Origin of the sequence: Pseudomonas sp. B14(2022) (assembly GCF_012030485.1) — a bacterium.
GTDB lineage: Bacteria > Pseudomonadota > Gammaproteobacteria > Pseudomonadales > Pseudomonadaceae > Aquipseudomonas.
This window is the reverse complement of record NZ_JAAUVM010000010.1, coordinates 33,699-58,718: the sequence shown is the minus strand read 5'-3', so window position 1 is coordinate 58,718 and position 25,020 is coordinate 33,699. Positions and strand designations below refer to the sequence as shown.

Here is a 25,020-nt window from a genome sequence, read left to right as displayed (position 1 = left end):
GGTCGCTGAAGACAGAATTTGGTCGTTTTCAGAAAGGCCGTAGGCCGTTGCTTAGAATTATTTCGCCTAAATACAGACGATTCACGAAATTGACACATAGTTCAACGCGCGACTAGGATTGCGTCCAACGCCTGTGGCTAACCGCCATGACTCATCCAATAAGAAAAGGCCCGCGGCATGTTCACTCGTCCGCGGGCCTTCTTTTTTCGGAAAAAGTCGATACCAGAAAAGCGACATGGAGCCTGGTGTCATAGCGCGTACTCAACCCGTAATAAGGAATACAAAAAAATGTTGAAGCAACGGATGAGTCTGATCGCTCTGGGGATTTTGAGCGCATCGACCGCAATGGCAAACGACCAGGAGCAATCCAAAGGTTTCGTTGAAGACAGCCACCTGAACATCGCAGCCCGTAACGCCTACATCAGCCGTGACTACAAAAACGGTCAGCAAGACAAAGCCGAATGGGGCCAAGGCTTCATCGGCAAGTTCGAGTCCGGCTTCACCCAAGGCACCGTCGGTGTGGGTGTGGACGTGATCGGCCAATATGCTATCCGTCTGGACGGTGGCCAAGGTCGCGCCGGCGCGGGCGGTATCGACTTCTTCAAACAAGGTAATGGCACTACTAACCCCGATGGCACGGCAAACCCAGGCTCAGCACCACACGACCTTGCCAAAGGTGGCGCAGCCGTCAAGTTCCGCGTCTCCAACACTGTGCTCAAGTACGGTGATCAGTTCCCTAACGTTCCGGTCCTGGCCTACGACAACTCCCGTCTGCTGTCCGAAACGTTCACGGGTACGTCGATCGTCTCCAAAGAGATCGCCGGCCTGCAACTCGACGCCGGTCACTTCACCAAGGAAGCTCGCAAGAGCGCCGAAGGCACCGACAGCGGCCGTCTGAAAAGCATCGACTACGTCGGTGGTAGCTACAAATTTACTGAAAGCCTGTCGGCCGCGCTGTACGCCTCCGACATGCAAGACGTGCTGAAGAAGCAATACGTCAACGTCAACTACGTACTGGCCCTGCCAGAGAAACAGTCGCTGACCTTTGACTTCAACGGCTACAAAACCAAGCTGGACAAGAGCTTCGCCCTGGAAAACCAACGCAGCGAAGACGCTCGCGACAACAAGATCTGGAGCCTGGGCGCCACATGGGCTGTGGGCCCGCACAGCTTCACCGTCGCTCACCAGCGCAGTACTGGCGACACCGGCTACCTGTACGGCGGCTACCGCAACGCTGGTAGCATCGGCGACGGCGGCAACACCATCCTGCTGGCCAACTCCTACTGGTCCGACTTCAACGGCAAGGACGAGCGCTCCTGGCAAGCCGGCTACGGTCTGGACTTCAGCACCTTCGGTGTACCTGGCCTGACCTACAACGTGGCCTACGTGCGCGGTACCAACATTGACGACGGCAGTGGCCGTGGCAATGGCACCGAGCGTGAAATCTTCAACCAGTTCAAATACGTCGTGCAGAGCGGCCCGGCCAAAGACCTGAGCCTGCGTGCGCGTGCATCCTGGTTGCGCGTTTCCAGCAATGCCGACAAGTACAACGTAGGCGGTAACGAAATCCGTCTGTTCGCCGACTACCCGATCAACGTTTTCTAACTGATCGCACGTCGCGCCTGATTCCAGGCGATAAAAAACCCCGACTGGTTCGGGGTTTTTTTATGGGCGCGCATCAGTCCTGGCGGCTCTGCAAAATCTTGCGCGCCAACGCTGCATTCTTGTAGTCGAGCATCAAGGACAACCCCTCATAGGGTTCGATCTTTTTATTGTCGATACACAGCTGTGCCATCAGCAGCAGCACCTGGCGTTTCTTCTTGTTGATCCGCACGCAGGGTACGCCGAACGCCGTCTTGCGCGTTGCGGGTAATGGCGCCTCGGGCGTCAGTTGGACGGTTACCCAGATGCCCTGGACAAACTGCAACGTGATCTCCTCGATATGTTCGATGGGCAGCGGTTGCGCCAGGTTATTGAACACAAAATGCTCCGGCGTCAGGCGCAACGCGGTCTGCGGCGCACGCTTGAATCGACGGATGCCCAGCCATAGCAGGCCCAGCCCAATAATGCCGAGACACGCGCCTGCACTGACTGCCGACAGCGGTGTGCCTTTCAAACGCTCCGGGGCGAGCCAGACTCGACTCAGGATAAACAGCGCAGCCAGCACAAAGGGCAGGCTCGACACGGCCATCAGTACCCCGCGCCACTGGCCGCCTTCATGCAAGCTACGCTCACCCTCGGCCGAAGCGGCCAAGGTTTCCAGCAGATGGGTGTGTGCGGTGTTCTCCGACACGGCCACGTCCATCACATCCCGAGACAGTCGCTCGCGCAGTGCCTGGGGTGCGCTGAAATAGGCGTCCATCTGCGCATTCGCTAAGCCGCGATCCACCGCGCGGGTGGCACCGCGCAGGGTATCGTCCAGTGGCACGTCGAGCGCCTGCAGACGTTCGCCATTGGAGGGGTGGGAGTCGGTGGGATGCGGTTGATGAATCTCCAGGGCTTCGGGTGATGGTTGCAATTCACACTCACGCAAGCGCGCGAACACGGCGTCGGGCAGGTCTGTAGCCGAGCCTGCTTCACACACTGCTAACAAGGCATCCTCAACGTGCGTCTGCAACACCGACACCCGCAACAACGCTGACGCCGCCGCAGCAGGGCCCGCCAACTGCGCGCCGGCAGCGTCCGCCAGCAATTCGCGCTCACGGCTCCAGTGGTTCACCGCGTCATCAAAGCGCTGCATGAAAAACACACCGAACATGAACGACGGCCGCATCAGCCGTCCCTGGATAAAATCGCTGGCCAGCATCGTATTCAACAGCGCTTCCAGGCTGCGATTAACCCCATCGTAGATCGGCAAAAAGCGCAGGCTGTATTCCGTGTCCTGCCCCACAAAGTGCGCCAGCTCATGGCCGATCACCGCGCTGATTTCTTCACGGCTCAGCAGGCCCAGATACAGCAGCGGCACATGCAAGGTGCGCCCCTGCAGCGAAGTATTCGCCGGTTGCACAGTGGCCGCGCTGGACGTCACGTAAAAGCCCTGGGCCAGGCTCACCACGATGTGGTCCGGTGGCAGCGCGCCGAGCCTACCCGCCAACTTGTCCACATGGCGCCACAACCCTGGAGCCTGCGCGGGCGTCACCAGCTGGCCGAACATCTCCAGCGGCTCAGGCTTGAACATCCCCAGCATAGGGCGCAGCTGTCTAAGCAACGACCAGATCGAATACAGACAAAACGCCGCGACCACCCCCAGCACCGCCATCAGCTTGACTTCGCCACTGCCCAGCCGGCCGATATGCCACATCGCCAAGCCTTCGAAACTTAACGCCAACGCGACGGCCGCCGCCACCGCCACCACATGGCCCACCAGCACGTAGGGCAACAGGCGGCTGCCCAGGGAGAACACCTGCAATAACCTCTCCCGTGACTGCCGTGCCCGCCGCCCCGCCCAGTACGTACCCGCCAACGCAGCCACACCAATCAACGCCGCCAACAGACCCAAGCCCATCACCCACGGCGCCAGGGCCCGCATCGCACGGTTCACGCGGTGTACGGAGGGTAGTTCAGCTTCGATTTTTTCCAGACGCGAGAGGGCTTCCGCAACGCTGATGACGCCATCAGGCAGGTCGACACTACTCGCGGGCTGTCTGGCTGTCAGCGCTTGCAACGGGGGCTTGGCTTTATCAAGGTTGAGGTGGTAATCGATCAACGCTGTGGTTGCGTCCTCACCACGCTGACGCTCCCAGCCGCCGAGGGTGGCCAGCAGCAGCGGGAAAATCACCAGCAGACAGATCAGTTTCAGAGCGTTCATGGGAGTCCGTTCACGACGCGGGGGTGTTCAGGTTTATACCGAAAAAAACGCCCCAGGCCGAGGCGCGCTTCTGTGGGAGCTGGAGCGGCCCAGGGTATCTACACCACTCTTAAATGCGAGCACACAACTCTGTGGTAAGCGGGCTTGCCCCGCGCCGGGCTGCGCAGCAGCCCCAATAAAGACACTGAGATTTTGCTGTTAAAACTAAGCGCCTGGTTTTGGGGCCGCTTCACAGCCCTACTTACAGCCCGGTATTCCCAGGCGACTCCAACACCTTCACCACATCATCAATCACCGCCTTGCTCATCTCCTGCAAATAATGCGACGCCCAGGCATAACGATCCGTCTCCTTGGTCATCGCTGCATCTTCGGCGAGCAGCTTGGCAGCGTGGAGCAAGTCGGAAACGTGATGTAAGGCTTCATGCAGGGAAACACCGCTGTTGACGCGGAACAGAGGTTGGTCGGAGTGAAAGGAGAACGGGGTGACGCCGAGGGTGGTTAACGCAGAGGGATTTGGAGCGGTCATCGGTAAAACTCCCATATCGAGTGAGAGCTACCACATTCGTTATCAGGCGAATTGGGTGGCAGCTGTGCGCAGGCTGATAAACCGGAGATACAGGAACCCGGCAGACCCGGAGGTCTCCCACGCACAGCCGCCATTGCACGAATTTTCAGGCGAAAAAAAACGCCTTCAAAATCGGGTGTTGGGGGCGCTAGGTGCGCCTGCATCTTGCCGGGTTATCAGGCCCGATCGCTGAATTGGCAGCGACGGGGGGAGGTTAGCGTGGTGAGAGGTGAGGAGCAATCGGGAAAATGGATTGGTTGATTTTTCAGCTCGTCTTGAAATGTTGCGGTCGGGCGTTGATGCCATTATTTGTTTTATGGATACGCCGTAATTATTGCCAATACATAATTCAGCATAAAGGACGAAATCTGGAGTTTTGGCGCGAAAGGTGTGATTCAACAGGTAGGGAGGTGAGGCCGGAAGGGGCTGATCGAGGATGAGTGTCCCAGAAAAAACAAAGCCGCTGCATTGCTGCAGGGACTTCGTCTTATATGGTGCGGCACCAGGAGTCGAACTATACAAAAAATGGTAATTATCTCAGTAGCTTGTGTTCGTGCTGAGCTCCTATTTACCCCTATTTCTATCCTTAAGCAGTTGGTGCTCACTGAATTGCCTTGGATTTTCTACACACCTTGCAAGCTCATTTGGACTGCTCCCCGTATCCTAGATATCTTCAACCCATGCAACCCACGATTTTACTAACTGATAAAACGGCCCATCCCATAATCGTGGCATGTCCGCGCTTTCTGATTGATCTTATTATTTGATTTTCGTTCTAATCGGATTGCGCCCGGTAATAGGGAGCACTTCGTTTGTACGGAGGTAATGCATAGTATGCTAGATAAAGGTATCAATAGGGAGTACGTGTTATTTGGAGTTCGATAGTTGTACTTTTTTGGCTTGAGTTGAATTGGATTTGTATATTGGGGATAACCTGGAAGCGCCATAAATATTATGCGTGCGAGTGAAAGAGTGGTGATGACGTCCACAGTTGCCGGCTTATCTGGATCGGTGCAGAATTCTAGCTTTATATTGATTTCAAGGCAGGTTATACTTAAGTTTCGATATTGTGGATAATTAATATTTTCCAGAGCAGTCGGGGAGTGCTGAAAATGCCAAGAGTGCTGAAAATATTTTGTTTTCGTGTCTGCTGCAGATATGCTTTATTATTGGGGTGTGTGCGTTGGTTAAATGTATGAAAGCGGTGTTTAAATATGGGTGAGAAAGAGATTAAAACGACGGTTTTAGACAAGCTTTTGAAAACAGGGCAGATTGATTTTTCGTCCCTTGTTTTTAGTGAGATGAACTTGGCAAGAAAAGCTCGCAGGGTAGATCTTGGTTATATTCGGAATCAAGAGATGGTCGCAATTGAAATTAAGAGCGAAAAAGATTCGTTATTTCGATTGGAGGGACAGCTCGAAGAGTACAGAAAATACTTCGATCGCGTCATTGTTGCCGTTGCTGGGAAGTACGTTGAAGGGGTCCTCGCTATCGCTGATGATGATGTGGCGGTTTGGGAGGTAACCTCGGACGGGTTAAAGGTGATTCGCAAGGGGCGGCTGATTAAAAATATATCTAAGCAAAATTACCTTGAGCTTATGACGAAGAGAGAGGTCTCCCTTCTAGCTAGGCGGATCGGCATAATTCCTTCCGACCTTGCAATGTATGAGCTGAAAATGGAAGTCTCAAGTAGGTTGAATAAGATTTCTAAATCTGACGTGAAAGACATACTTCTAGACGGGATTTCTAAGAGATTTAGCATGCCGTCAAATAGGTTCTTGGCTAAGGTCTGTGCTTTCGGCAGCGTCAGACCATCCGATGTGATTTTGTTGAGTCCATATTTGAAACGTGTAGTCGAGGTAGCATGAGAGAGTGGTCAATCCACCCACTCTTCATCGGTGTTAATTATATCCCCAATAGCATTGTAATGAAGCTGGTTGAAAAGATGGATGTTGATGCGAACTGCGGTTGATTTTTGAGCGCTGTAAATTCCGAACTCATTATTTTCAGAGGTTATTTCAATCTGTTGGGTGCCCCAAAGGCGTAGCTCTGGAATCCAATATTCATCACTGATGATTTCCTTTGCAATGTCTATATAGGCAGTCGTGCGTTTGGCTTTGGAGTCTGGCGCGTTATCGTCAACTTCTCGTCTGACGAATTTCCAATCTTTTTTTAATGGGTAATCAATTCTAGGAGGAGGAACTCCCGAACCACCATCTTGTTTCTCTGCACGTGCACTTCCTCTGTCGGAATAAACGACAGGATTGAAGATTCCTTTTTCTGCTATTGTGTTAAACAGAATTCTCTCGTATATAGAGTTCGTTCCTCGATGTTGCCCTGCAAAACCTGAAGGGAAAGAGGACGCGCTTATTGATATCGTAACATTTGCAATCTGGCGTTTTGCTTCTATCATCAGCCTTTCTAAAAGCGGAATCCTCTCGTGGAAATTTACGTCGATCCCACCTAGATCGTAAATAATAAGAACATTTTCCGCTTTAGTAACATTGAGAGCGGTAACCAAGCGTTGATGCTTCTCAATATTTAGCTCGTTTGGACAGATCCTCAAGACTAATCCTCTGTCAAGGGATGACAGCTTGTTAATCTGGCCCTCAATATCTTGTAGGCTTTCATGTCGAAGGCAAGGGATCGCATTTTTTTGGCTTTTTATGAAACTGTACCAATTGTCATAACTGTTACTAGGGTCTAAAAGCTGCACTAATTCTTGATACACGGGTTTTTCTGGATATTTTCCTGTGAACAGGAATACTTTATTTTCGGAAAGAAATTTTTCGTCGATATCTGAGATCCAAGGACGGTTTCCTATGGACTCCTCAATTTTCTTGAGTGAGTTTTCCAGGCGGTGAGCACTAACCCATCCTCTCAGGGAAAAGAGCGGAAGTAATTCATCTTTGTCTTTGTCGGGGAGTTGTGCAATCGCCGTCATTTCAGCAAGACTTATTGCTAAGATCGGTATGTATTCCCAATTTGGAAATGTATCTTGCATAAACTATTTTTTCCCCGTCCTGATTTTTATTGCGGCGAGCGATACTTGGGCGAGCTCAGCGATTTTTTTATATCGATCATCTGGTTTTAGCGCACCATGCATAATTAGCGCTTCTTGGATAAGCGAGGCAGGCATTATAATATCTGCCGCTAATCTATTGGCTTCTCTTTCCAGATCGTCCGAGAGTCTTGAGCGATAAAGTACATCATCTGTGATGCCGCCAGCGAGACGTTCACGATGTAGCAAAAAATGCGCGATTTCATGGGCAATAGTAAATCGTTGCCTTTCTTTAACATCGTGGCGATTAACCTTGATCGTAATAACTCCCTCGGTCTCCCTTATTTCTCCTGAAATTGAACCTGGCATAGTAGATTTAAGGATGGTTAATCCGAGATCCTTGGCGATTGCTCCGACCGCCACTGGCAGATTAGTTTGATGCGAAGATATGACGGTTCTTTGATGATCGCTCAAAGAGTTCCATTCTGGCGAAGTTCTCAATTTGACCGCTCCTCATCTGCAACTTCATCCGGCATTGAAGTATCTCGATATACAATATTTTCCACAGCATTTTGAATTAATCTGTCGAATCGGTTTTCTTCGATTAGCTTAATTATATTCTCTTCTGTTGCTCTCGGAATTTCTTCTTTGGCGACTATTTTTACAGTTTCTTTGGCGGTTTTTCGAGCGTCTTTAATAGCTTCGTTCTTGATATTGCGATACCCAAGTATTGCTAGTATCGCAATAAGTACTCCAAGTACAGTGATGATTACTGACACGGCGGATAATAAAAGCGTTGCCACGTTGTTATCGTCAGGTTTTCTTAATTCTGATACTTCTTTCTCTAGATTTTTTATTTTTTCAGCTTGGAGTTTTACTTCCAGTGCGAGATCTCGTGTGCTGGAATCCGCTTTGGGACTCATCGACTGGACGATCTCCTGAATAAGAAGATAGTCTTTCAGGTTGTTGTGATTTGTCAGACTTAACTCTTCTTGACTTTGTTCTTTTGTTTCGGTGTTGGATGTTTCTGCAAGAGTCTTGATGGCATAAAGACTCATAATTAAAGCCAGAATCATTGTGGCTAACGTTGTTGTTAAGCGTATATGTCTTATATTTAGAATCGGAGTGCTATTTTCTTGCGCTGAGTTGGGCATACTGTTGTTCATCATGTTGTCGACGCTGCAATGCGCCGGTTTGTTGTTCTCCAACCTTTAATTACTGTATAGGCTGGTGATAAAAGATGGAGTATGCCAGCAGGGGGCACGAAAAAAAGACAAAGCATAGATGAAGGTATTTGTTGTATGCGCGTTAAATCGTGTCGATGTTGAGAGTGCGACGGCGTGGCTTTCTCCATACGCTTTCGTTCTCGGACATCTGATAAAGTCTCTTTCCAAGATTTTATATATTCCATCACTGCACTTTCTCCTTCTACTACCTTGAAGCTTGAAGTGAATAGCCCTACTATCTGCCTATACTTTTATGATGATTGGATGTCTAGTTTTAATATATACTTTCATCTGCTCATTAGTATCAGTGTGCCATTAGGCGGGGCCAATATTCAACCTCCGATGCTATTTAGGGGTACTCATTCAAATTATTCAAAGGCTTGAGTCTAAACCGATTATCGACTCGGTCATTGATCCGACCACGAATGCTGTGTGTTATCAAGCCTTTAGAGCTCCCAGCGTGGATATACTGACTTGATGCTAGCCACGTCGCCCGGAAAGCTAAATCAGCCTAAAATCGGGAGACGTCGAGAATCACCTCGCGTCAGCCTGCAAATTCAAGTGAGTGTTTGCCGGTTTAAGATGCCCAACAACCGTCCTCCATCGAGACGACCAGGATCGGGATATCCCTGAACCTGTCGGAAGACCTTTCACGCTATCTCGCCGATCTGGCCAAGACGAGTGGCCAAGTGTGAGTTGCTTGGTGGTGGACGTTCTTCACGACGACATCGAGCATGAAAGGACTCAGAACGAATGGGTAGAACTGCGGTGGAGCAGACCGATTAAGGTAAATTCATCCACTGATGAACAACTAGCAGGGATGCGTGCCCCGCGTGGGATGCGGGATGCGGGATGCGGGTTGAGCGGCTGGAAAACTCTCAAGAACCTGGAAGACGAAGATAATTGTGGCGATTAGCGTCCTTCGCCTTATGGTTGAACTGCCATGGCTTTCCTAATCGCTTCGTGAGCAACCGTATCGTCAGCACAAAGTAATAGCGTGATGATTCCGCATGCCCATTCAGGTGGTGATTTAAAAGCCACACGAGGTGCTTCCGCTGCCACATCCACGGATTGTCTCGATGCCAGCGGTCTGCAATTGCATTTTGGATAGCCTTAGCCTGCCGAATATGGCGCTGGCGCGTGGAATGCGACCCGCTCAGGACGCCCGCCAGAAACAGCTCCATTTCGAATGCTTTGCTCATGCTCGGCCTCCGATGTACGCCGACACTATGTCGATACGCCCGTGACCTAGTTCATAGCTGATTTGCGCCCGAGCTTCACGATCCAAACGCTGGTCCAGTTGGTAGCAATGGCCGCCATTGATGGGCGCGGGATGCTGGGTGATCTGCTCATAGCGTTCACACGCATAGGCCGCCCGCAATTCGTGGAAGCCTTTGAGGTGATGGGTCTGCAGGATGCCCCGTGCGAGGCGGACGACTTCCCGCTGAAAGTCTCGATAGCTTTCATTAGGTGCCAGCAGGTTGCGGCTACCGGTGGGCGACACATGCTCGGCGTAGTTCAGTGCTTCGCGAATATGATCATTGGTGACTATCCAGCGAGGTGCTGACGTTCCCGAGCGACCTCCTTTGGTGCCATCCTGAATGTTGATCTTGTCGTAGTGTTCGACCTCCCGTTGAAGACGCGGTAGGTCGGCTAAGATGGCTTCGCGCAGGCGCATCCCTGTGGTGCGTGCCAACTGTGCGATGGCGGCGGCACGAGGATGCTGTTTGCGGAGCGCATCTAGGATGCGCATCACGTGTTCGCGATCCTGGCCTTGTGGAACTCTCGTGCGGATTGTGGTGCGCTGCATTTCCAGCGCCTTGCTCGGACTAGGCACTTTCACGTGCTGATCACCACGAAGCGCTGCCATGGTCCGGTTCACGCTGGATAATCGATTTTGTGCGGTGGCGATAGTGAAGTCGCCGCGCTCGACTAAGTGACGCAGATGCGCCGCGTAATCCGACAAGATCTGGCGATCTATCTGCCGTGCATCGTTGAGTCCTGGTCCATCGTCTGAGCGGCACCAGCGCACGAATGCTTGCCAACGATCACTGTGCGCTTTGACGGTCCCGTAATGCCCTCCGCCGAACATGTCTTTTAACGCCAGCGGCCCGGCATAACTCATTTGCCGACCATAGCCAAAATTGCGCCCGTCACGTTTACCTACCAGTGCCATGATCGAACTCCGCTCAAAGCCAAAACTTTTAAAACCTTCCCCACGTCATCCCGCCAAGAATGCTGAGTGTTATCAGGGATCAAGGCCCCTGCGACCTGTGAGGGTTGTCCACTAACGCGGGACTGGCGGCTCTTTACGACCGGGAGCTTGGGCACCTCATGATCTGGCCTCCTGAACACTTCCAAAGAAGTGGGCGGGTGGAGGCTGCGCCGGTTGACGAGACCGGCGCCGCGAGATCCTGAGTCAGGTGAAGGCAGTGAAGCGATGACCGGGGCATGCCTGACTGTCAGTCAGGTGCAGTCCATTCCGTGGGCTGCGGCACCATCATCTGCATCGCTGTTGCGGGTGACTTCGGTGTTTGTCACGCCGATTGTCACGAGGGGGGATGCCGCAAAGCCTTGTACGAGTTGGGCTGCAGCAGCGGTAGGAGCGCCCGTCTCTTTCCGGGAGAAAGAGACGGGCGCAGGTTGGCGCACGGGAATGGCCAAGCGGATAGGTTGCTGCAGGGCAGCTATGAAAGAGGATGAGTTGCCGCAGTGGGCACACTGGTAAAAGTAGGCATCCATCACATCGCTGTGACCGTGCGAGCCGCCGGACGCTAATCGCACTTTGGGAGAACCACCACCGTGTGGCGTAGCCTTAAAGGTTCTGGCTACCTGGGTTGCTGTCGGCGACAGCGCTTTGCCCGATCTTTTCTACGCCTGTGGATAATTCGGGTCAAGGCTCGAATTTTCGGGAGTTCTGCGGCTGTGGATGAAATTATCCACCGGTGGAAATCAGTGGTTTTCCACAGACAGTTGTGTGGGCTTTAGATTTTTTAAGTGAGGTCCATCCAAGCAGGGCGGCTTTGCAGCCCTGTTTGGATGGACCCGCGTGGACAAGCGGATCACTGAGATATAAAGACCGAGCGCTTACTCAGTTGCGCCACGTTTTGCTTTTAAGCGAGTGACGTTCGGTCCGGTCTGGTTCGCGAACTCGTGTGGAGTGACATGCTCCTGCCGGTTGGCCTCCAGGTACCGGCTCCACCAGTTCATGATCAGCCTGCGCTCCTCGATGAACTCGGCCTTGTGGATGTAAGCGGCGCGGACGTTGTTGCGCTCCTTGTGGCTCATCTGCCGTTCAATGGCTGTCTCCGACCACAATCCTGACTCGATCAGTGCGCTGCAGGCCATCGAACGAAATCCATGCCCGCAGATATCGGTTTTGGTGTCGTATCCCATCGTCCGAAGCGCGTTGTTTACGGTATTTTCGGACATGGGCTTCCAGGGTTTGGCATCCCCTGCGAAGACCAATGCGAATTTGCCTGTGAGTGCATGGATTTTTTCGAGTAGCGCCACTGCTTGCGGCGATAAGGGTACTAAATGGATATCCCCTGCCATCTTCGTACCCCTTGTGGAAAAGGGTACTCCCTCCAGCGCGGGTCGAGTGTCCGGTATCTCCCAGGTGCCGCGTTTGAGGTCGAACTCGCTCCAGCGTGCGAAACGCAGCTCGCTGGATCGTACAAACACATGCAGCGACAGCATCACCGTAAGACGGGTAAGTGCCCGGCCTTTATAGGTGTCGATCCGCTCCTGCAGTTCCGGCAGTCGCGATAAGGGTAGAGCGGGGCGATGTACCACCCGCGGGGCTTTGATCGAGCCTTCGAGATCGTAAGCAGGGTTTATGGTGATAAGCCGGAGGCGCTTTGCCTCGCGCATGATGCTCTGCAGGTAGTTTTGTACCCTTAAAGCAACGTCGATCGTTCCGCGCTTCTTGATCGCTTCCAAGGGCTGCATAAGGTCATGGGTGTCGAGATCAACAATGGCGCGTGCGCCGATCAGCGGGAATACGTGGGTTTTGAGGCGGCTCATCACTGTCTTGGAATGGCCTGGTGCCCACTTGGCCGACATTTCCGTATGCCAGTCGAGCGCAACGCTTTCAAAGGTTCTGCCTTTGATTACGGCTTCCGCCTTGGCTTGGTGCTTGGTTTCTATAGGATCAACGCCATCCGCCAGCATTCGCTTGACTTCCAAGCGCTTGCGGCGCGCATCGGCGAGGCCAATGACGGGGTAGTTGCCGAACGATGTCAGTCCTTCGCGTCCGTCAGGTTTGACGTAACGGAGCCGCCAGCCTTTGCGGCCATTGGGTTGGACTAGGAGGTAGAGGCCATCGCCGTCGAAAAGCTTGTAGGCGCGGTCTGTAGGTTTTGCCAAGCGGCAAGCTGCGTCGGAGAGCGGAGCTGTGGTGCGCGACATAAGGGTACTCCCTTTATCGAAGTGACCTGTATCCCAAACTCTACCCTTAAAACGGTTGGAATCCACCAGTTTCTGACGGAAACCGATGGAACGCCAAAACGAAAAAACCCGCCAGAAGGCGGGTTTTTCGGGGGTTCCAGAGATTTTGAAAGCCTTCTCTGGAACCTTGTATGGTGCCGGCACCAGGAGTCGAACCCGGGACCTACTGATTACAAGTCAGTTGCTCTACCAACTGAGCTATACCGGCGTGTTAGGGCGACGATTATAGCGATTGGCAACGTTCTGTAAACCCCTGAATTCTGACTATTTTTGCAGAGACCGAGCTTTTTCCACCAACGCCCCTTTTTCCGGCAAGCACGGGTAGGATTCTTCCCTCGTCGCCGAGCGGTCTGGCCGGCGCGATCTTGAATTCATCTCTATCTAAGGAAGCCCCACGTGAAACGGACTCTCTCCCTGTGCTTCATCCTCCTCACCGCTGCTCTCAGCGCGTGCTCCACTACCAAGCCCGGCAACGACTCCGCGCTGGTCGGCACTTGGAAAGGCCTGCGTACGGAAACCGGCAAATGTCAGTTTCTGTCGTGGACCAACAACCTCAAGCCCGATGGCCGTTTCACCATTACCTTTTTCCGCGATGCGCAGCAGACGCAGGTGATTCAGACCGAGCAGGGTTCGTGGTCGGCGGCCAACGGTAAGAATGAGTTGCGCACCGATGGGGTGCGTTCGCCGGATGTGTACACCTATCAGCTGCTGGATCCGGACACGGTGCATTACGTGAGTGTCGCGGCGGACCCTACCAGCGATTGCCAGGATGACTACGAATTCACCGAGCGGCGGGTTCGTTAACAAGCTTTACGGTGATCAGGAAGTCCCGTTCAGGGGGCGACCCCCGAGGAGCTACCGGGTGGTGTGGGCTCTCTCCTCTATCTATAGAAGCTGCATCCATAGGAGCTGCGCAGACATACACCGGCCGTGCCTTTACGGGCGACCGCCGGGCGGGTTTTGCCTTGAATCCCGCCGCGGTTTGCGTATTCTGTCGCGCGATATGAATAGTAGGTTTAATCGCAAAATCGTGTAGGCAAATTTTCGAGACAGGTTTGAGCCAATCGATTATCTGTTTATGGGCATGTCAGATTTGTGCCGTTTCTGACCACTAGGCCAACAAAAATCACGATAAATCAGTGCAAGTCCATGTTCTTACGAGGGATGCATTTTTCTCGGCGAAATAGTCATAAAAATGGCGCCATGCCGTTCGTCGGATAATACCCGGTTAAAATCATCAAAATACTGACACTATCATTGTGATATCACAGAATACCTCGGCCAACACATAACTATAAAAATACAAGGTCAGCCTATTGCTGACCTTTTTATCGCCTTTAAAGGGCAAACCAGGTGGGGAGGGGCAGTGAGTGAGTCGAGCAGATGACATTTCAAAACTATTCAACAAGCTGGGTGCCAACCCGAATGGCTACCGCGAAATCGACTTTATCCATGAGTTCATCGAGGACGAAGTAGAGGTCCTGGAAAGCCCGGAGGTTGTTGCTCCCCTGCCTGCATTGGCAGCTCTTTTAGATGAAGCCCCATCGGCTCCGTTGTTGCGTTTGCTCGAAGAGCTGAACCATGGCGACGCCGACCACCTGCCCCTGCCCGAAGTGGTACAGGGGCCGCAAGGCGAGGTGTATTCGGAGCCGTCCACGCCGAAAGTGGTGGTGGTGGTTTCGGTCAAAGGCGGCGTCGGCCGCAGCACCTTGGCTGCTGCGTTTGCCAGTGGCTTGCAGCGCCAGGGTCACCCGGCGCTTGCCCTCGACCTTGACCCGCAAAACGCCCTGCGTCATCACCTGTGCCTGGGCCTCGACATCCCTGGCGTCGGCGCCACCAGCTTGCTTAACGAAGGCTGGGAAGCCCTGCCCGAGCGAGGCTTTGCCGGTTGCCGCCTGGTGGCCTTCGGTGGCACTGACCACGAGCAGCAGCAGAGCTTGAATCGCTGGTTGGGCCAGGATTCCGAGTGGCTTGGCAAGCGTTTGGCCAGCCTTAAACTGAACGGCCAGGACACGGTCATCATCGACGTACCGGCCGGTAACACCGTGTACCTCCGCCAAGCCATGTCGGTCGCCGACGCGGTGCTGGTGGTGGTGCAGTCGGATGTGGCGTCGTTCAGCACCCTGGACCAGATGGACAGCGTGCTGGCGCCATACCTGCAACGCGCAAAACCACCACGACGCTTTTATGTGATCAATCAGTTGGACGCCGCCCACCGGTTCAGCCTGGACATGGCCGAGGTGTTCAAGACGCGCCTCGGTACTGCCCTGTTGGGCATCGTCCACCGCGACCTGGCGTTCAGCGAAGCCCAGGCCTGCGGGCGTGACCCCCTCGACCCTACCGTCAACAGTATCGGCTGCCAGGACGTCCACGCCCTGTGCCGTACCTTGCTCGAACGCATCGACTCGGACCTCCCATGACCGACAATACGTCTTCCACGCCCTTCGTCGAAGGGCGCGCTGAACAGCGCCTGAATGGCGCCATCGCGCGCTTCAATCGCTGGCCTGCGGCGCTGCGTACGGTGCTGGTATTTGCCAGTTGCGTGCTCGGTGCCCTGCTGCTTATGGGCGTTATCAGCGCGCCGCTGGACCTCTACAGCCAATGCCTGTTTGCCGCCGTGTGCTTCATGGCGGTGCTGGTGCTGCGCAAGGTCCCGGGGCGCCTGGCAATCCTCGCGCTGGTGGTGTTGTCGCTGGTGGCCTCGTTGCGCTACATGTTTTGGCGACTCACCTCCACCCTGGGTTTTGAAACCTGGCTCGACATGTTCTTCGGCTACGGCCTGGTCGCCGCCGAGTTCTACGCCCTGATCGTGCTGATCTTCGGCTACGTGCAAACCGCCTGGCCGCTGCGCCGCACGCCCGTATGGCTCAAGGCCGAGCCGGAAGAATGGCCGACGGTGGATGTGTTCATCCCCACCTATAACGAAGCGCTGAGTATCGTAAAACTGACCATCTTCGCCGCCCAGGCGATGGACTGGCCCAAGGACAAGCTGCGCGTCCACGTGCTCGATGACGGTCGCCGTGACGAGTTCCGCGACTTTTGCCGCAAGATCGGCGTGAACTACATCCGCCGCGACAATAACTTCCACGCCAAGGCCGGTAACCTCAACGAAGCATTGAAGGTCACCGACGGCGAATACATCGCGCTGTTCGACGCCGACCACGTGCCGACGCGCTCCTTCCTGCAAGTCAGCCTGGGCTGGTTCCTCAAGGATCCGAAGCTGGCGATGCTGCAAACGCCGCACTTCTTCTTCTCCCCGGACCCGTTCGAAAAGAACCTCGACACCTTCCGCGCCGTGCCCAACGAGGGCGAGCTGTTCTACGGCCTGGTGCAGGACGGCAACGACCTGTGGAACGCCACCTTCTTCTGCGGCTCGTGTGCGGTGATTCGCCGTGAGCCGCTGCTGGCAATCGGCGGGGTGGCCGTCGAGACCGTGACCGAAGACGCCCACACCGCGCTCAAGCTCAACCGCCTGGGCTACAACACGGCGTACCTGGCGATCCCGCAAGCCGCGGGCCTGGCCACGGAAAGCCTGTCGCGCCACATCAACCAGCGGATTCGCTGGGCGCGGGGCATGGCGCAGATCTTCCGCACCGACAACCCGCTGCTGGGCAAGGGCCTCAAGTGGGGCCAGCGCATCTGCTACGCCAACGCTATGTTGCACTTCTTTTATGGTTTGCCGCGTTTGGTGTTCCTCACCGCGCCGCTGGCCTATTTGGTCTTTGGCGCGGAGATTTTCCATGCCTCGGCGCTGATGATCGTCGCTTATGTACTGCCGCACCTGGTGCATTCAAGCCTGACCAACTCACGCATCCAGGGCCGCTTCCGGCACTCGTTCTGGAACGAGGTGTACGAGACCGTACTGGCCTGGTACATCCTGCCGCCGGTGCTGGTGGCGCTGGTCAACCCCAAGGCCGGTGGCTTCAACGTCACCGACAAGGGCGGCATCATCGATAAGCAGTTCTTCGACTGGAAGCTGGCGCGCCCTTACCTGGTGCTGTTACTGGTGAACCTGGTCGGCATCGGTTTCGGTGTGCACCAATTGATCTGGGGCGATGCGTCCACTGCCGTGACGGTGGCGATCAACCTGACCTGGACCCTCTATAACTTGATCATCACCAGTGCGGCCGTGGCCGTGGCGTCCGAGACGCGGCAAGTGCGTTCCGAACCGCGGGTGAGTGCGAAATTGCCGGTCAGCGTAATCTGCGCCGACGGTCGTGTACTCGCCGGTGTCACCCAGGACTTCTCCCAGAATGGCTTTGGCCTGATCCTCGATGAGGGCCACTCCATTAGCCAGGGCGAACGGGTGCAGCTGGTGCTGTCGCGAAACGGTCAGGACAGCCTGTTCCAGGCGCGGGTCGCATTCAGTAAAGGTTCGCAGATCGGAGCGCAATTCGAATCCCTGTCGCTGCGAGAACAAAGCGAGCTGGTCCGCCTGACGTTTTCCCGTGCCGACACTTGGGCAGCCAGTTGGGGGGCCGGCCAGCCCGACACACCGCTGGCAGCCCTGCGTGAAGTCGGTGGCATTGGCATTGGTGGCCTGTTCACCCTGTGCCGCGCCACTCTGTATGAACTGCGAATGGCCTTGCGCCGCACTCCCTCACAACCGCTCGACACGTTGATGGACAAGCCATGACTTCCACACCAATTTTTGCGCGTGCCCACGTACGCGCGGCACTCGCGTTGATGACTGCCTCGCTGCTGGGCCTGAGCCCGCTGCTGCAGGCGGCCGAAAAACCGCCTGCCGCTGCGGTGGCCGTGCAAGGCGCCGACGATGGCTACAACCTGACCCTCAGGCAGTTGGGGCGTCGCGACGCCATGAACCTGCAAGGTGTGGAGTCGTCCGACAGCGTCAACTTCGATATCCGCGCCGACCAGGTGGTGACCGGTGCGCAAGTGTTGCTCAACTACAGCTACTCGCCGGCCTTACTGGCGGATCTGTCGCAGATCAACGTGCTGGTCAATGATGAGGTGGCCGCCAGCATCCCGCTGACCAAAGCAGGCGCGGGCACTGCGCAACAGACACTGGTGCAGATCCCGCCGCACCTGATCACCGAATTCAACCGCTTGCGGGTGCAGTTCATCGGTCACTACACCATGTCCTGCGAAGATCCGTTGCACAGTAGCTTGTGGGCAAAAATCAGTAACAGCAGCGAGCTGAAACTGCAGGTGTCGCAGATCCCGTTGAAGGACGACCTGTCGGTGTTGCCGCTGCCGTTCTTCGATAAACGCGATGCTCGCCAGGTCCGCCTGCCGTTCGTGTTTGCTACCGCACCGGACAATGCCACGCTGGAAGCGGCGGCTACCTTGTCGTCGTGGTTCGGCGCGCTGGCCAGTTACCGTGGCGCGACGTTCCCCACCACCTACGGCACGATACCGGCCAAGGGCAACGCCATTGTGCTGGTGCTGAGCCCAAGCGCGGTTGACGTCAACGGCATCAAAGTGGCGCAAGCCACCGGGCCGACCCTGAACCTCATCACCAACCCCAACGACCCGCAGGGCAAGCTGTTGATCGTGTCGGGCCGTGATGGCGCCGAACTCAAGCGCGCCGCCACCGCCGTGGCACTGGGAAGCCCGGTGCTGGCCGGCAGCAGCGTGGTGATCGACAAGTTCGAAAGCCTGGCACCGCGTCGCCCCTATGACGCGCCGAACTGGGTGCCCAGCGATCGTCCGGTGCGCCTGGGTGAATTGGTCGAGCTGAAAAAACTCAGCGTTTCGGGCTACAACCCAGGTGCGATCAGTGTCGACTTCCGCCTGCCGCCCGACCTGTTCAACTGGCGTGAAGAGGGCGTGCCGCTGCATCTCAAATACCGCTACACACCGCAGCAGGTGTCGACTAATTCTTCGCTGCTCGTGGGCATGGATGACCAGTTCATGAAGTCCATGCCGCTGCCGTCGATCACCAGCCTGGCGGACGGCAAGACCCTGCTGAGCATGATGCAGAAAGACAACACGCTGCCGCGCGAAGCCACCGTGCTGCTGCCGATCAGCTCGGCGTCGCCGATGTCCAAGCTGCAGCTGCGCTTCATGTACGACTACATCAAGGAAGGTGAATGCCGCGACATTATTGTCGACAACATGCGCGGCACCATCGACCCGGATTCGAGCCTGGACATCACTGGCTACCAGCACTTTATCGCCATGCCTAACCTGGGTGTGTTCAACGATGCTGGCTTCCCGTTCACCCGCCTGGCGGACCTTTCCGAGTCGGCCGTGGTGTTGCCGGACACCTTCGGCACCGATGAGCTGAGTGCCTACCTCACCATCCTTGGCCGCTTCGGCGAGTCCACCGGCTACCCGGCCACCGCGGTCAAAGTGGTACAGGCCAAGGACGTGCAAAGCGTTGCCGACAAGGACCTGCTGGTGATCGCCACCGGTGCTGACCAGCCGTTGTTCAAGCAGTGGCAGCAGTATCTGCCGGCCAACGTTGACGGGCCGCGACAGCACTTCAAATTGTCTGACCTGCCGCGCTACGTGAGCAACTGGGTGAGTCCTGACGCCGAAGCCAATAAGCATGCAGCCAACGCCGCGCTCAGCTTTAATAGCTTGGCAACCAGTACCTGGTTTGCCGGTTTCGAGTCGCCACTCAAGGCTGGGCGCAGTGTGGTGTTGATCTCCAGCGTCAAGCCCGAAGGCCTGCAGGCCGCGACAGCCGTGCTGATCGGCGGTGACCAGTTCAAAGACACCATCCAGGGCAGCCTCGCAGTGGTACAGGGTACGCAAGTCAGTTCGCTGGTGGCTGACCAGCAGTACTACGTCGGCAAGCTGGGCCTGTTCAAGCAGGTGCAATGGCAGTTGTCGCAGAACTTGGGCTGGATGCTGTTATTGACCTTCCTTGGCCTGGCGATTGTCACTTGCCTGATCTACCTGTCCCTGCGGGCACGTGCAAAACGGCGGCTGGCATGATGCGTCCGGCCGGTTGGGTTGCGCTGGGCATCGCGCTCTTCGCCGGCGCAGCCCAGGCGCAGACGTGCGACGCGCAGTGGCCACTGTGGCAGAACTACGCGAAGCGGTTTGTGCAGGATGACGGGCGGGTGCTGAATTCGTCCCTGAACCCCAGCGAAAGCAATTCTGAAGGACAGTCCTACGCGATGTTTTTTGCGCTGGTGGGCAACGACCGCGCGCGGTTTGACAAGCTCTGGACCTGGACCAAGGCCAATATGGCCGGCAACGACATCAGCCGCACCCTGCCGGGCTGGTTGTGGGGCAAGACCCAGAGCGGCGAATGGGGCCTGATCGACGCCAATTCCGCCAGCGATGCTGACCTGTGGGTCGCCTACGCGCTGCTGGAAGCGGCACGTGTGTGGAATGTGCCGCAGTACCGCGCCGATGCGCAGTTGGTGTTGGCCAATGTCGAAAAGACCTTGATCGTACGCGTGCCGGGCCTGGGCAAGATGCTGTTGCCGGGGCCGGTGGGTTACAGCTACCCAGACGGTTTGTGGCGTTTCAACCCCAGCTACCAAGTGCTGGCGCAACTGCGACGCTTCCACAAAGAACGCCCCAATGGCGGCTGGAATGAGGTGGCTGAGAGCAACGCCAAAATGCTCGCCGACCCCAAGAGCAACCCCCATGGCATCGCCGCCAACTGGGTGGGTTACCGCGCCACGGGTGCAAACACCGGGGTGTTTGTGGTCGATCCGTATTCCGATGACCTGGGCAGCTACGACGCCATCCGCACTTACCTGTGGGCTGGAATGACCGCCAAAGGGGACCCGCTGGCGGCGCCGATGCTCAAGGCGTTGGGTGGTTTTTCGCGTGCTACGGCGGCGTCTCCCAATGGCTTGCCACCGGAGAAGATTCACGTGCTCACCGGTGTGGCCGAAAAGAACAACGGCTATTCGCCGCTGGGGTTCTCGGCATCTGCTCTGGTGTTCTTCCAGGCACGCGGCGAAACCGCCCTGGCTCAACTGCAAAAACACAAGCTGGATGATGTGCTGGGCAAGGCTCTGGTCGCATCAGCGGCCGACGGCGATCAGCCGGTGTATTACGACTACATGCTCAGCCTGTTCAGCCAAGGCTTTACCGATCAAAAGTACCGCTTCGAACAGGACGGTACGGTCAAATTATTCTGGGAGGGCGCATGCGCCGTCACACGCTAGCCCTCGCGATACTGGCCACCCTGGCGTCCAACGTCAGCCTGGCCGCAACGACCGACCCACAAGCTTTGCTGATCGAGCAGGGTTACTACTGGCAGTCGAAGAAAAACCCGGAGCGGGCCACGGAATCCTGGCAAAAACTGCTGGGCCTGAGCCCCGAACAGCCGGACGCGCTGTATGGCATGGGACTGATCCAGGTGCAGAAGCAGCACCCGGAAGAGGCACAAAAATACCTGGCCCGTCTGCGCGCACTTTCGCCGCTGCCGCGCCAGGCGTTGCTGCTGGAGCAGGATATCGCGGTCAGCACGCCCACCAATGCCAAATTGCTGGAGCAGGCTCGTGAGCTGGGCGAGCCGGTCGAAGAACGCGAAAAGGCCGTGGCGCTGTATCGCCAGATTTTCCAGGGGCGCCCGCCTCAAGGCTTGATCGCCCGTGAGTATTACAACGCCCTGGCCTTCACCCCCAAAGGCACCGCAGAAGGTATCGCCGGCCTGCAACGCGTAACCCGTGAGCGGCCGGATGACGGCATTGCCGCGCTGTTCCTGGCCAGGCATCTGGCGCGTAACCCGAGCACCCGTGTCGAAGGTATCCGTGCCATGGCACGTCTGGCGACCAACAACGAAGTCGGCGGCGCCGCAGACGAAGGCTGGCGCTTCGCACTGGTCTGGCTGGGGGCACCGAACCGTGATCAGGTGCCGTTATTCCAGGAATTCCTGACCAAGCACCCGGATGACAGCGAGATCCGTGCGCTGATGAACAAGGGCATTGCCCAAGGCAAGGGGGAGGGTGGCTGGCAGCGTGATCCGAAGCTGGTCAAGGCCTTCAAGGCCCTCGACGACGGCGACCTGAAGACCGCCGAGCCGTTGCTGGCGGCACGTCTGGCGGAAAAATCCAACGATGTCGATGCCCTCGGCGGCATGGGTGTAGTCCGCCAACAGCAGCAGCGCTTCAGCGAGGCGGAAAATTACCTGGTCCAGGCCACCCGCTTGCCAGGCGGTGCAGCCTGGCAAAAAGCCCTGAATGACGTGCGTTACTGGAGCCTTTTGAAGCAGGCTCGGGATGCGCAGACTGCCGGCCGCAGCAGCCAGGCCCGTGACCTGGCGGCGCAGGCTGAGCGCCTGAACCCGGGCCGCGCGGATGCTACCGTGGCCCTCGCCGGTTTCCAGGCCCAGGACAATCAATTCGACGCCTCCGAAGCCAGCTACCGCAAGGTGCTGGCGCGCAACCCTGGCGATGCGGATGCGTTGAACGGCCTGATCGGTGTGCTGTCGCAATCCGGCCGCCCGGAAGAGGCCTTGAAGCTGATCGATTCGGTGTCTGCCGCAGATCGCACCAAGCTGTCCTCCAACGTGAAAATCAAAGCCTTGCGTGCCACCCAGATGGGCAAGGTGGCCGACCAGCGTGGCGACTTGAAAGCCGCGCAGGCCGCTTACCAGCAGGCGCTCGACGCCGATCCGGAAAATCCCTGGACCCGTTTTGCCCTGGCGCGTGTTTACCTGCGCGACGGGCAAATCCGCAACGCCCGCGCTTTGCTCGATGGCCTGCTCAAGAGTCAACCCAACCAGCCGGACGCGCTGTACACCAGTTCGTTGCTGTCAGTCGAACTGAACGAATGGAAAGCCGCGGACGCGACGCTGTCGCGCATTCCGGCCGGCCAGCGCACGGCGGATATGAATGAGCTGGCGAGCGACATCGCCCTGCACAAACAGACCGACATCGCCATTGAGAGTGCTCGCCGTGGCCAGCGCCCGGAAGCCCTGGCATTGCTGGGGCGCAGCGCGACCCTGGCCGGTAAAAAGCCGGAGCGGCTGGCGGTACTGGCGTCTGCCTATGTGGACGTCGGCGCACCGGAAGAGGGCCTGCAGATCATGCAAGGCGTGCTCGACAACACCCCCAACCCGACTGCCGACCAGAAGCTGCTCTACGCCGGTGTGCTGCTCAAGGCCAACCACTACACCGAGGCTGGCGACATCCTGCGCGACATACAGGGCCAGGCGCTGAGTGACGCCGGGCGCCAGCGCTACGAAGACCTGATCTTTCAATATCGGGTCAAGCAAGCCGATGCGCTGCGCGAGAAGAACGACCTGGTGGCCGCCTACGACATGCTCTCACCGGCATTGGTCCAACGGCCCCATGACACGTCGGCCATTGCGGTGCTGGCGCGCATGTATGCTGACGGTGGCGACGGCAAGAAAGCTATGGCGCTTTACGAGCCGCTCGTGCAGCAGAACCCGGATAACGCGCGCCTGCAACTGGGCCTTGCGGGGATCGCCTTGAAGGGCGGTAATCGCAGCCTGGCTGAGTCGGCTACCGACAAGGCGCTGCGGCTGGACCCGACCAGTGCCGAGACCTTGACGGCCGCCGGCCAGATCTACCAAGGCCTGGGCCGCAATGCCGAAGCGGCCGAATTGCTGCGTCGCGCCCTGGCCATCGAAAACACTCAGCGCGTCCAGGCGCGCTCGGCCTTGGCGGATGCGCAAGGTGTGGCGTACAACCCGTTTGTCGGGTTGCCTGGCCAGCGTCGACAGATTACTGATTTGGCCGTTGACCGCGGCGCAGTTCCGCCACCGATCGATGCGCCGGCCAATGTGATGCCGGCGCCGGTATCGGCGCCCGGGAATACCCTGGTGACTGCCGGCTTCGCACCCTCGAGCAAGCTGAGCGACCCGTTTGTACCGCCTACCCGCATTGCTGCGCTGGATAACCCGACCTTGAGTCCGGCACGTCGTGCCCTCGATGGTCTGCTGCGTGATCGTAGCGGCTACCTGGTGCAAGGTTTGAGCGTGCGCAGCAACAACGGTGAAAGTGGCCTGAGCCGAATCACCGACGTGGAGACGCCGTTCGAGGCACGCATGCCGGTGGGTGACTACAACGTCGCGTTGCGTGCTACGCCGGTCAGTTTGAGTTCCGGGACGGTCAAGGCCATCTCGGCAGCGCGCTTTGGTGCGGGCACCGGTACGGAGGGTTCCCAGAGAGAGAACGGTGTCGGCCTGGCCGTCGCCGTGGAAGACCCGGCGCAAGGCGTCAAGGCCGACGTCGGCGTCAGCCCGCTGGGCTTCACCTATAGCACCGTGGTGGGTGGCGTGAGTGTGAATCGACCGTTCACCGAGGGCGGCAATCTGCGCTATGGGGTGAATGTTTCGCGGCGTCCGGTCACAGACAGCGTGACGTCGTTTGCCGGTTCGCAAACCACGACCGCCAATGGGGAGCGCAAAAAATGGGGCGGCGTCACCGCCAACGGCGGGCGTGCCGAACTGAGCTATGACAACCAGGAAGTGGGGGCCTACGGCTATGCTTCGCTGCACCAGTTGCTCGGCAATAATGTTGAAGACAACACGCGTATGGAACTGGGCAGCGGCGTCTATTGGTACCTGCGCAACACGCCAACCGACACCTTGACGCTGGGTGTCAGCGGCATGGCTATGGGCTTCAAGGACAACCAGGGTTTTTACACCTATGGCAATGGCGGCTACTTCAGTCCGCAGCGCTTCTTTTCCCTGGCTGTACCGGTTCGCTGGGCGCAGAGCTTCGACCGCTTCAGCTACGAGTTGAAAAGTTCGGTGGGCGTGCAGCATATCGCGCAAGATGGCGCCGACTACTTCCCTACGGACAGTACGCTTCAAAGCAACGCAGCCACCAAAAAATACGACAGCAGCAGCAAGACCGGCGTTGGCTACAGTCTCAACGCGGCCGCCGAATACCGTCTTACTTCACGCTTTTACCTGGGGGGCGAAGTCGGAGTCGACAACGCCCAGGACTATCGCCAGTACGTTGGCAACGCGTACCTGCGCTACCTGTTTGAAGACCTGAGCGGGCCTATGCCCTTGCCGGTCAGCCCTTACCGTTCCCCTTATTCGAATTGATTGATAGGAGTC

16 protein-coding genes and 1 tRNA gene are annotated in these 25,020 nt (G+C 56.8%); 8 read left to right on the top strand and 9 right to left on the bottom strand.

What is annotated here, in order from left to right:
• Positions 1 to 288 precede the first annotated feature (288 nt).
• Positions 289 to 1,605, top strand: coding sequence for an OprD family porin (locus tag HCF10_RS16445; RefSeq protein WP_167655962.1), 1,317 nt, complete (start codon positions 289 to 291; stop codon positions 1,603 to 1,605).
• 73 nt (positions 1,606 to 1,678) lie between these two features.
• Here HCF10_RS16445 and HCF10_RS16440 read toward each other — a convergent pair whose 3' ends face one another.
• Both HCF10_RS16440 and HCF10_RS16435 read right to left on the bottom strand, forming a co-directional pair.
• Positions 1,679 to 3,808: a M48 family metallopeptidase gene (locus HCF10_RS16440; RefSeq protein ID WP_167655961.1), complete on the bottom strand. Its 2,130-nt coding sequence runs from the start codon at positions 3,806 to 3,808 to the stop codon at positions 1,679 to 1,681.
• 241 nt (positions 3,809 to 4,049) lie between these two features.
• Complete coding sequence (locus tag HCF10_RS16435; protein WP_167655960.1) at positions 4,050 to 4,334, bottom strand: DUF3077 domain-containing protein; 285 nt, start codon at positions 4,332 to 4,334, stop codon at positions 4,050 to 4,052.
• Positions 4,335 to 5,587: 1,253 nt separating this feature from the next.
• Between HCF10_RS16435 and HCF10_RS16430 the strand changes: the two genes are divergently transcribed.
• Complete coding sequence (locus HCF10_RS16430) at positions 5,588 to 6,241, top strand: MmcB family DNA repair protein (protein WP_159906142.1); 654 nt, start codon at positions 5,588 to 5,590, stop codon at positions 6,239 to 6,241.
• An 8-nt stretch (positions 6,242 to 6,249) separates the two neighbouring features.
• Here HCF10_RS16430 and HCF10_RS16425 read toward each other — a convergent pair whose 3' ends face one another.
• From HCF10_RS16425 to HCF10_RS16390, 7 genes are all read right to left on the bottom strand, one after another.
• Positions 6,250 to 7,377, bottom strand: a complete 1,128-nt coding sequence (locus HCF10_RS16425; protein WP_159906144.1) for a beta family protein — start codon at positions 7,375 to 7,377, stop codon at positions 6,250 to 6,252.
• A gap of 3 nt (positions 7,378 to 7,380) precedes the next feature.
• Positions 7,381 to 7,848, bottom strand: coding sequence for an ImmA/IrrE family metallo-endopeptidase (locus HCF10_RS16420; RefSeq protein ID WP_237683128.1), 468 nt, complete (start codon positions 7,846 to 7,848; stop codon positions 7,381 to 7,383).
• Between the two features lie 23 nt (positions 7,849 to 7,871).
• On the bottom strand, positions 7,872 to 8,540 hold the full coding sequence (locus HCF10_RS16415) for a hypothetical protein (protein WP_167655959.1): 669 nt from the start codon (positions 8,538 to 8,540) through the stop codon (positions 7,872 to 7,874).
• 938 nt (positions 8,541 to 9,478) lie between these two features.
• Complete coding sequence (locus HCF10_RS16410) at positions 9,479 to 9,802, bottom strand: hypothetical protein (protein ID WP_159906148.1); 324 nt, start codon at positions 9,800 to 9,802, stop codon at positions 9,479 to 9,481.
• A complete protein-coding gene (locus tag HCF10_RS16405) occupies positions 9,799 to 10,776 on the bottom strand; it encodes an integrase domain-containing protein (RefSeq protein ID WP_167655958.1) in 978 nt (325 codons plus the stop codon). Before HCF10_RS16405 ends, HCF10_RS16410 begins: the two co-directional genes overlap by 4 nt.
• A 911-nt stretch (positions 10,777 to 11,687) precedes the next feature.
• Positions 11,688 to 13,010, bottom strand: coding sequence for a tyrosine-type recombinase/integrase (locus HCF10_RS16395; RefSeq protein WP_077432277.1), 1,323 nt, complete (start codon positions 13,008 to 13,010; stop codon positions 11,688 to 11,690).
• Between the two features lie 171 nt (positions 13,011 to 13,181).
• A tRNA-Thr gene (locus HCF10_RS16390) sits at positions 13,182 to 13,257 on the bottom strand.
• A 188-nt stretch (positions 13,258 to 13,445) separates the two neighbouring features.
• On the opposite strand from HCF10_RS16390, the gene HCF10_RS16385 reads away from it, so the two are divergent.
• The 6 genes from HCF10_RS16385 to HCF10_RS16360 all read left to right on the top strand — a co-directional run bounded on the left by HCF10_RS16385 (position 13,446) and on the right by HCF10_RS16360 (position 25,008).
• Positions 13,446 to 13,853, top strand: a complete 408-nt coding sequence (locus tag HCF10_RS16385; protein ID WP_167655957.1) for a hypothetical protein — start codon at positions 13,446 to 13,448, stop codon at positions 13,851 to 13,853.
• A gap of 566 nt (positions 13,854 to 14,419) precedes the next feature.
• Positions 14,420 to 15,469: a cellulose biosynthesis protein BcsQ gene (bcsQ, locus tag HCF10_RS16380; protein WP_443200913.1), complete on the top strand. Its 1,050-nt coding sequence runs from the start codon at positions 14,420 to 14,422 to the stop codon at positions 15,467 to 15,469.
• Positions 15,466 to 17,685: a UDP-forming cellulose synthase catalytic subunit gene (bcsA, locus tag HCF10_RS16375; protein WP_167655956.1), complete on the top strand. Its 2,220-nt coding sequence runs from the start codon at positions 15,466 to 15,468 to the stop codon at positions 17,683 to 17,685. The genes bcsQ and bcsA overlap by 4 nt, the downstream gene beginning before the upstream one ends.
• Entirely contained in the window at positions 17,682 to 19,955 is a 2,274-nt protein-coding gene (gene bcsB, locus HCF10_RS16370) for a cellulose biosynthesis cyclic di-GMP-binding regulatory protein BcsB (RefSeq protein WP_167655955.1), read from the top strand. The genes bcsA and bcsB overlap by 4 nt, the downstream gene beginning before the upstream one ends.
• Positions 19,952 to 21,148 (top strand): cellulose synthase complex periplasmic endoglucanase BcsZ, encoded by a 1,197-nt coding sequence (bcsZ, locus tag HCF10_RS16365; RefSeq protein WP_167655954.1) that lies wholly within the window; start codon positions 19,952 to 19,954, stop codon positions 21,146 to 21,148. Before bcsB ends, bcsZ begins: the two co-directional genes overlap by 4 nt.
• Positions 21,130 to 25,008: a cellulose biosynthesis protein BcsC gene (locus HCF10_RS16360; RefSeq protein ID WP_167655953.1), complete on the top strand. Its 3,879-nt coding sequence runs from the start codon at positions 21,130 to 21,132 to the stop codon at positions 25,006 to 25,008. The genes bcsZ and HCF10_RS16360 overlap by 19 nt, the downstream gene beginning before the upstream one ends.
• Positions 25,009 to 25,020 lie beyond the last annotated feature (12 nt).

Excerpts from the sequence above, each read along its gene's own strand:
- HCF10_RS16445 (WP_167655962.1), top strand. The coding sequence starts at position 289 with ATGTTGAAGCAACGGATGAGTCTGATCGCTCTGGGGATTTTGAGCGCA.
- HCF10_RS16440 (WP_167655961.1), bottom strand. The coding sequence starts at position 3,808 with ATGAACGCTCTGAAACTGATCTGTCTGCTGGTGATTTTCCCGCTGCTG.
- HCF10_RS16435 (WP_167655960.1), bottom strand. The coding sequence starts at position 4,334 with ATGACCGCTCCAAATCCCTCTGCGTTAACCACCCTCGGCGTCACCCCG.
- HCF10_RS16430 (WP_159906142.1), top strand. The coding sequence starts at position 5,588 with ATGGGTGAGAAAGAGATTAAAACGACGGTTTTAGACAAGCTTTTGAAA.
- HCF10_RS16425 (WP_159906144.1), bottom strand. The coding sequence starts at position 7,377 with ATGCAAGATACATTTCCAAATTGGGAATACATACCGATCTTAGCAATA.
- HCF10_RS16415 (WP_167655959.1), bottom strand. The coding sequence starts at position 8,540 with ATGAACAACAGTATGCCCAACTCAGCGCAAGAAAATAGCACTCCGATT.
- HCF10_RS16410 (WP_159906148.1), bottom strand. The coding sequence starts at position 9,802 with ATGAGCAAAGCATTCGAAATGGAGCTGTTTCTGGCGGGCGTCCTGAGC.
- HCF10_RS16405 (WP_167655958.1), bottom strand. The coding sequence starts at position 10,776 with ATGGCACTGGTAGGTAAACGTGACGGGCGCAATTTTGGCTATGGTCGG.
- HCF10_RS16395 (WP_077432277.1), bottom strand. The coding sequence starts at position 13,010 with ATGTCGCGCACCACAGCTCCGCTCTCCGACGCAGCTTGCCGCTTGGCA.
- bcsA (WP_167655956.1), top strand. The coding sequence starts at position 15,466 with ATGACCGACAATACGTCTTCCACGCCCTTCGTCGAAGGGCGCGCTGAA.
- bcsB (WP_167655955.1), top strand. The coding sequence starts at position 17,682 with ATGACTTCCACACCAATTTTTGCGCGTGCCCACGTACGCGCGGCACTC.
- bcsZ (WP_167655954.1), top strand. The coding sequence starts at position 19,952 with ATGATGCGTCCGGCCGGTTGGGTTGCGCTGGGCATCGCGCTCTTCGCC.
- HCF10_RS16360 (WP_167655953.1), top strand. The coding sequence starts at position 21,130 with ATGCGCCGTCACACGCTAGCCCTCGCGATACTGGCCACCCTGGCGTCC.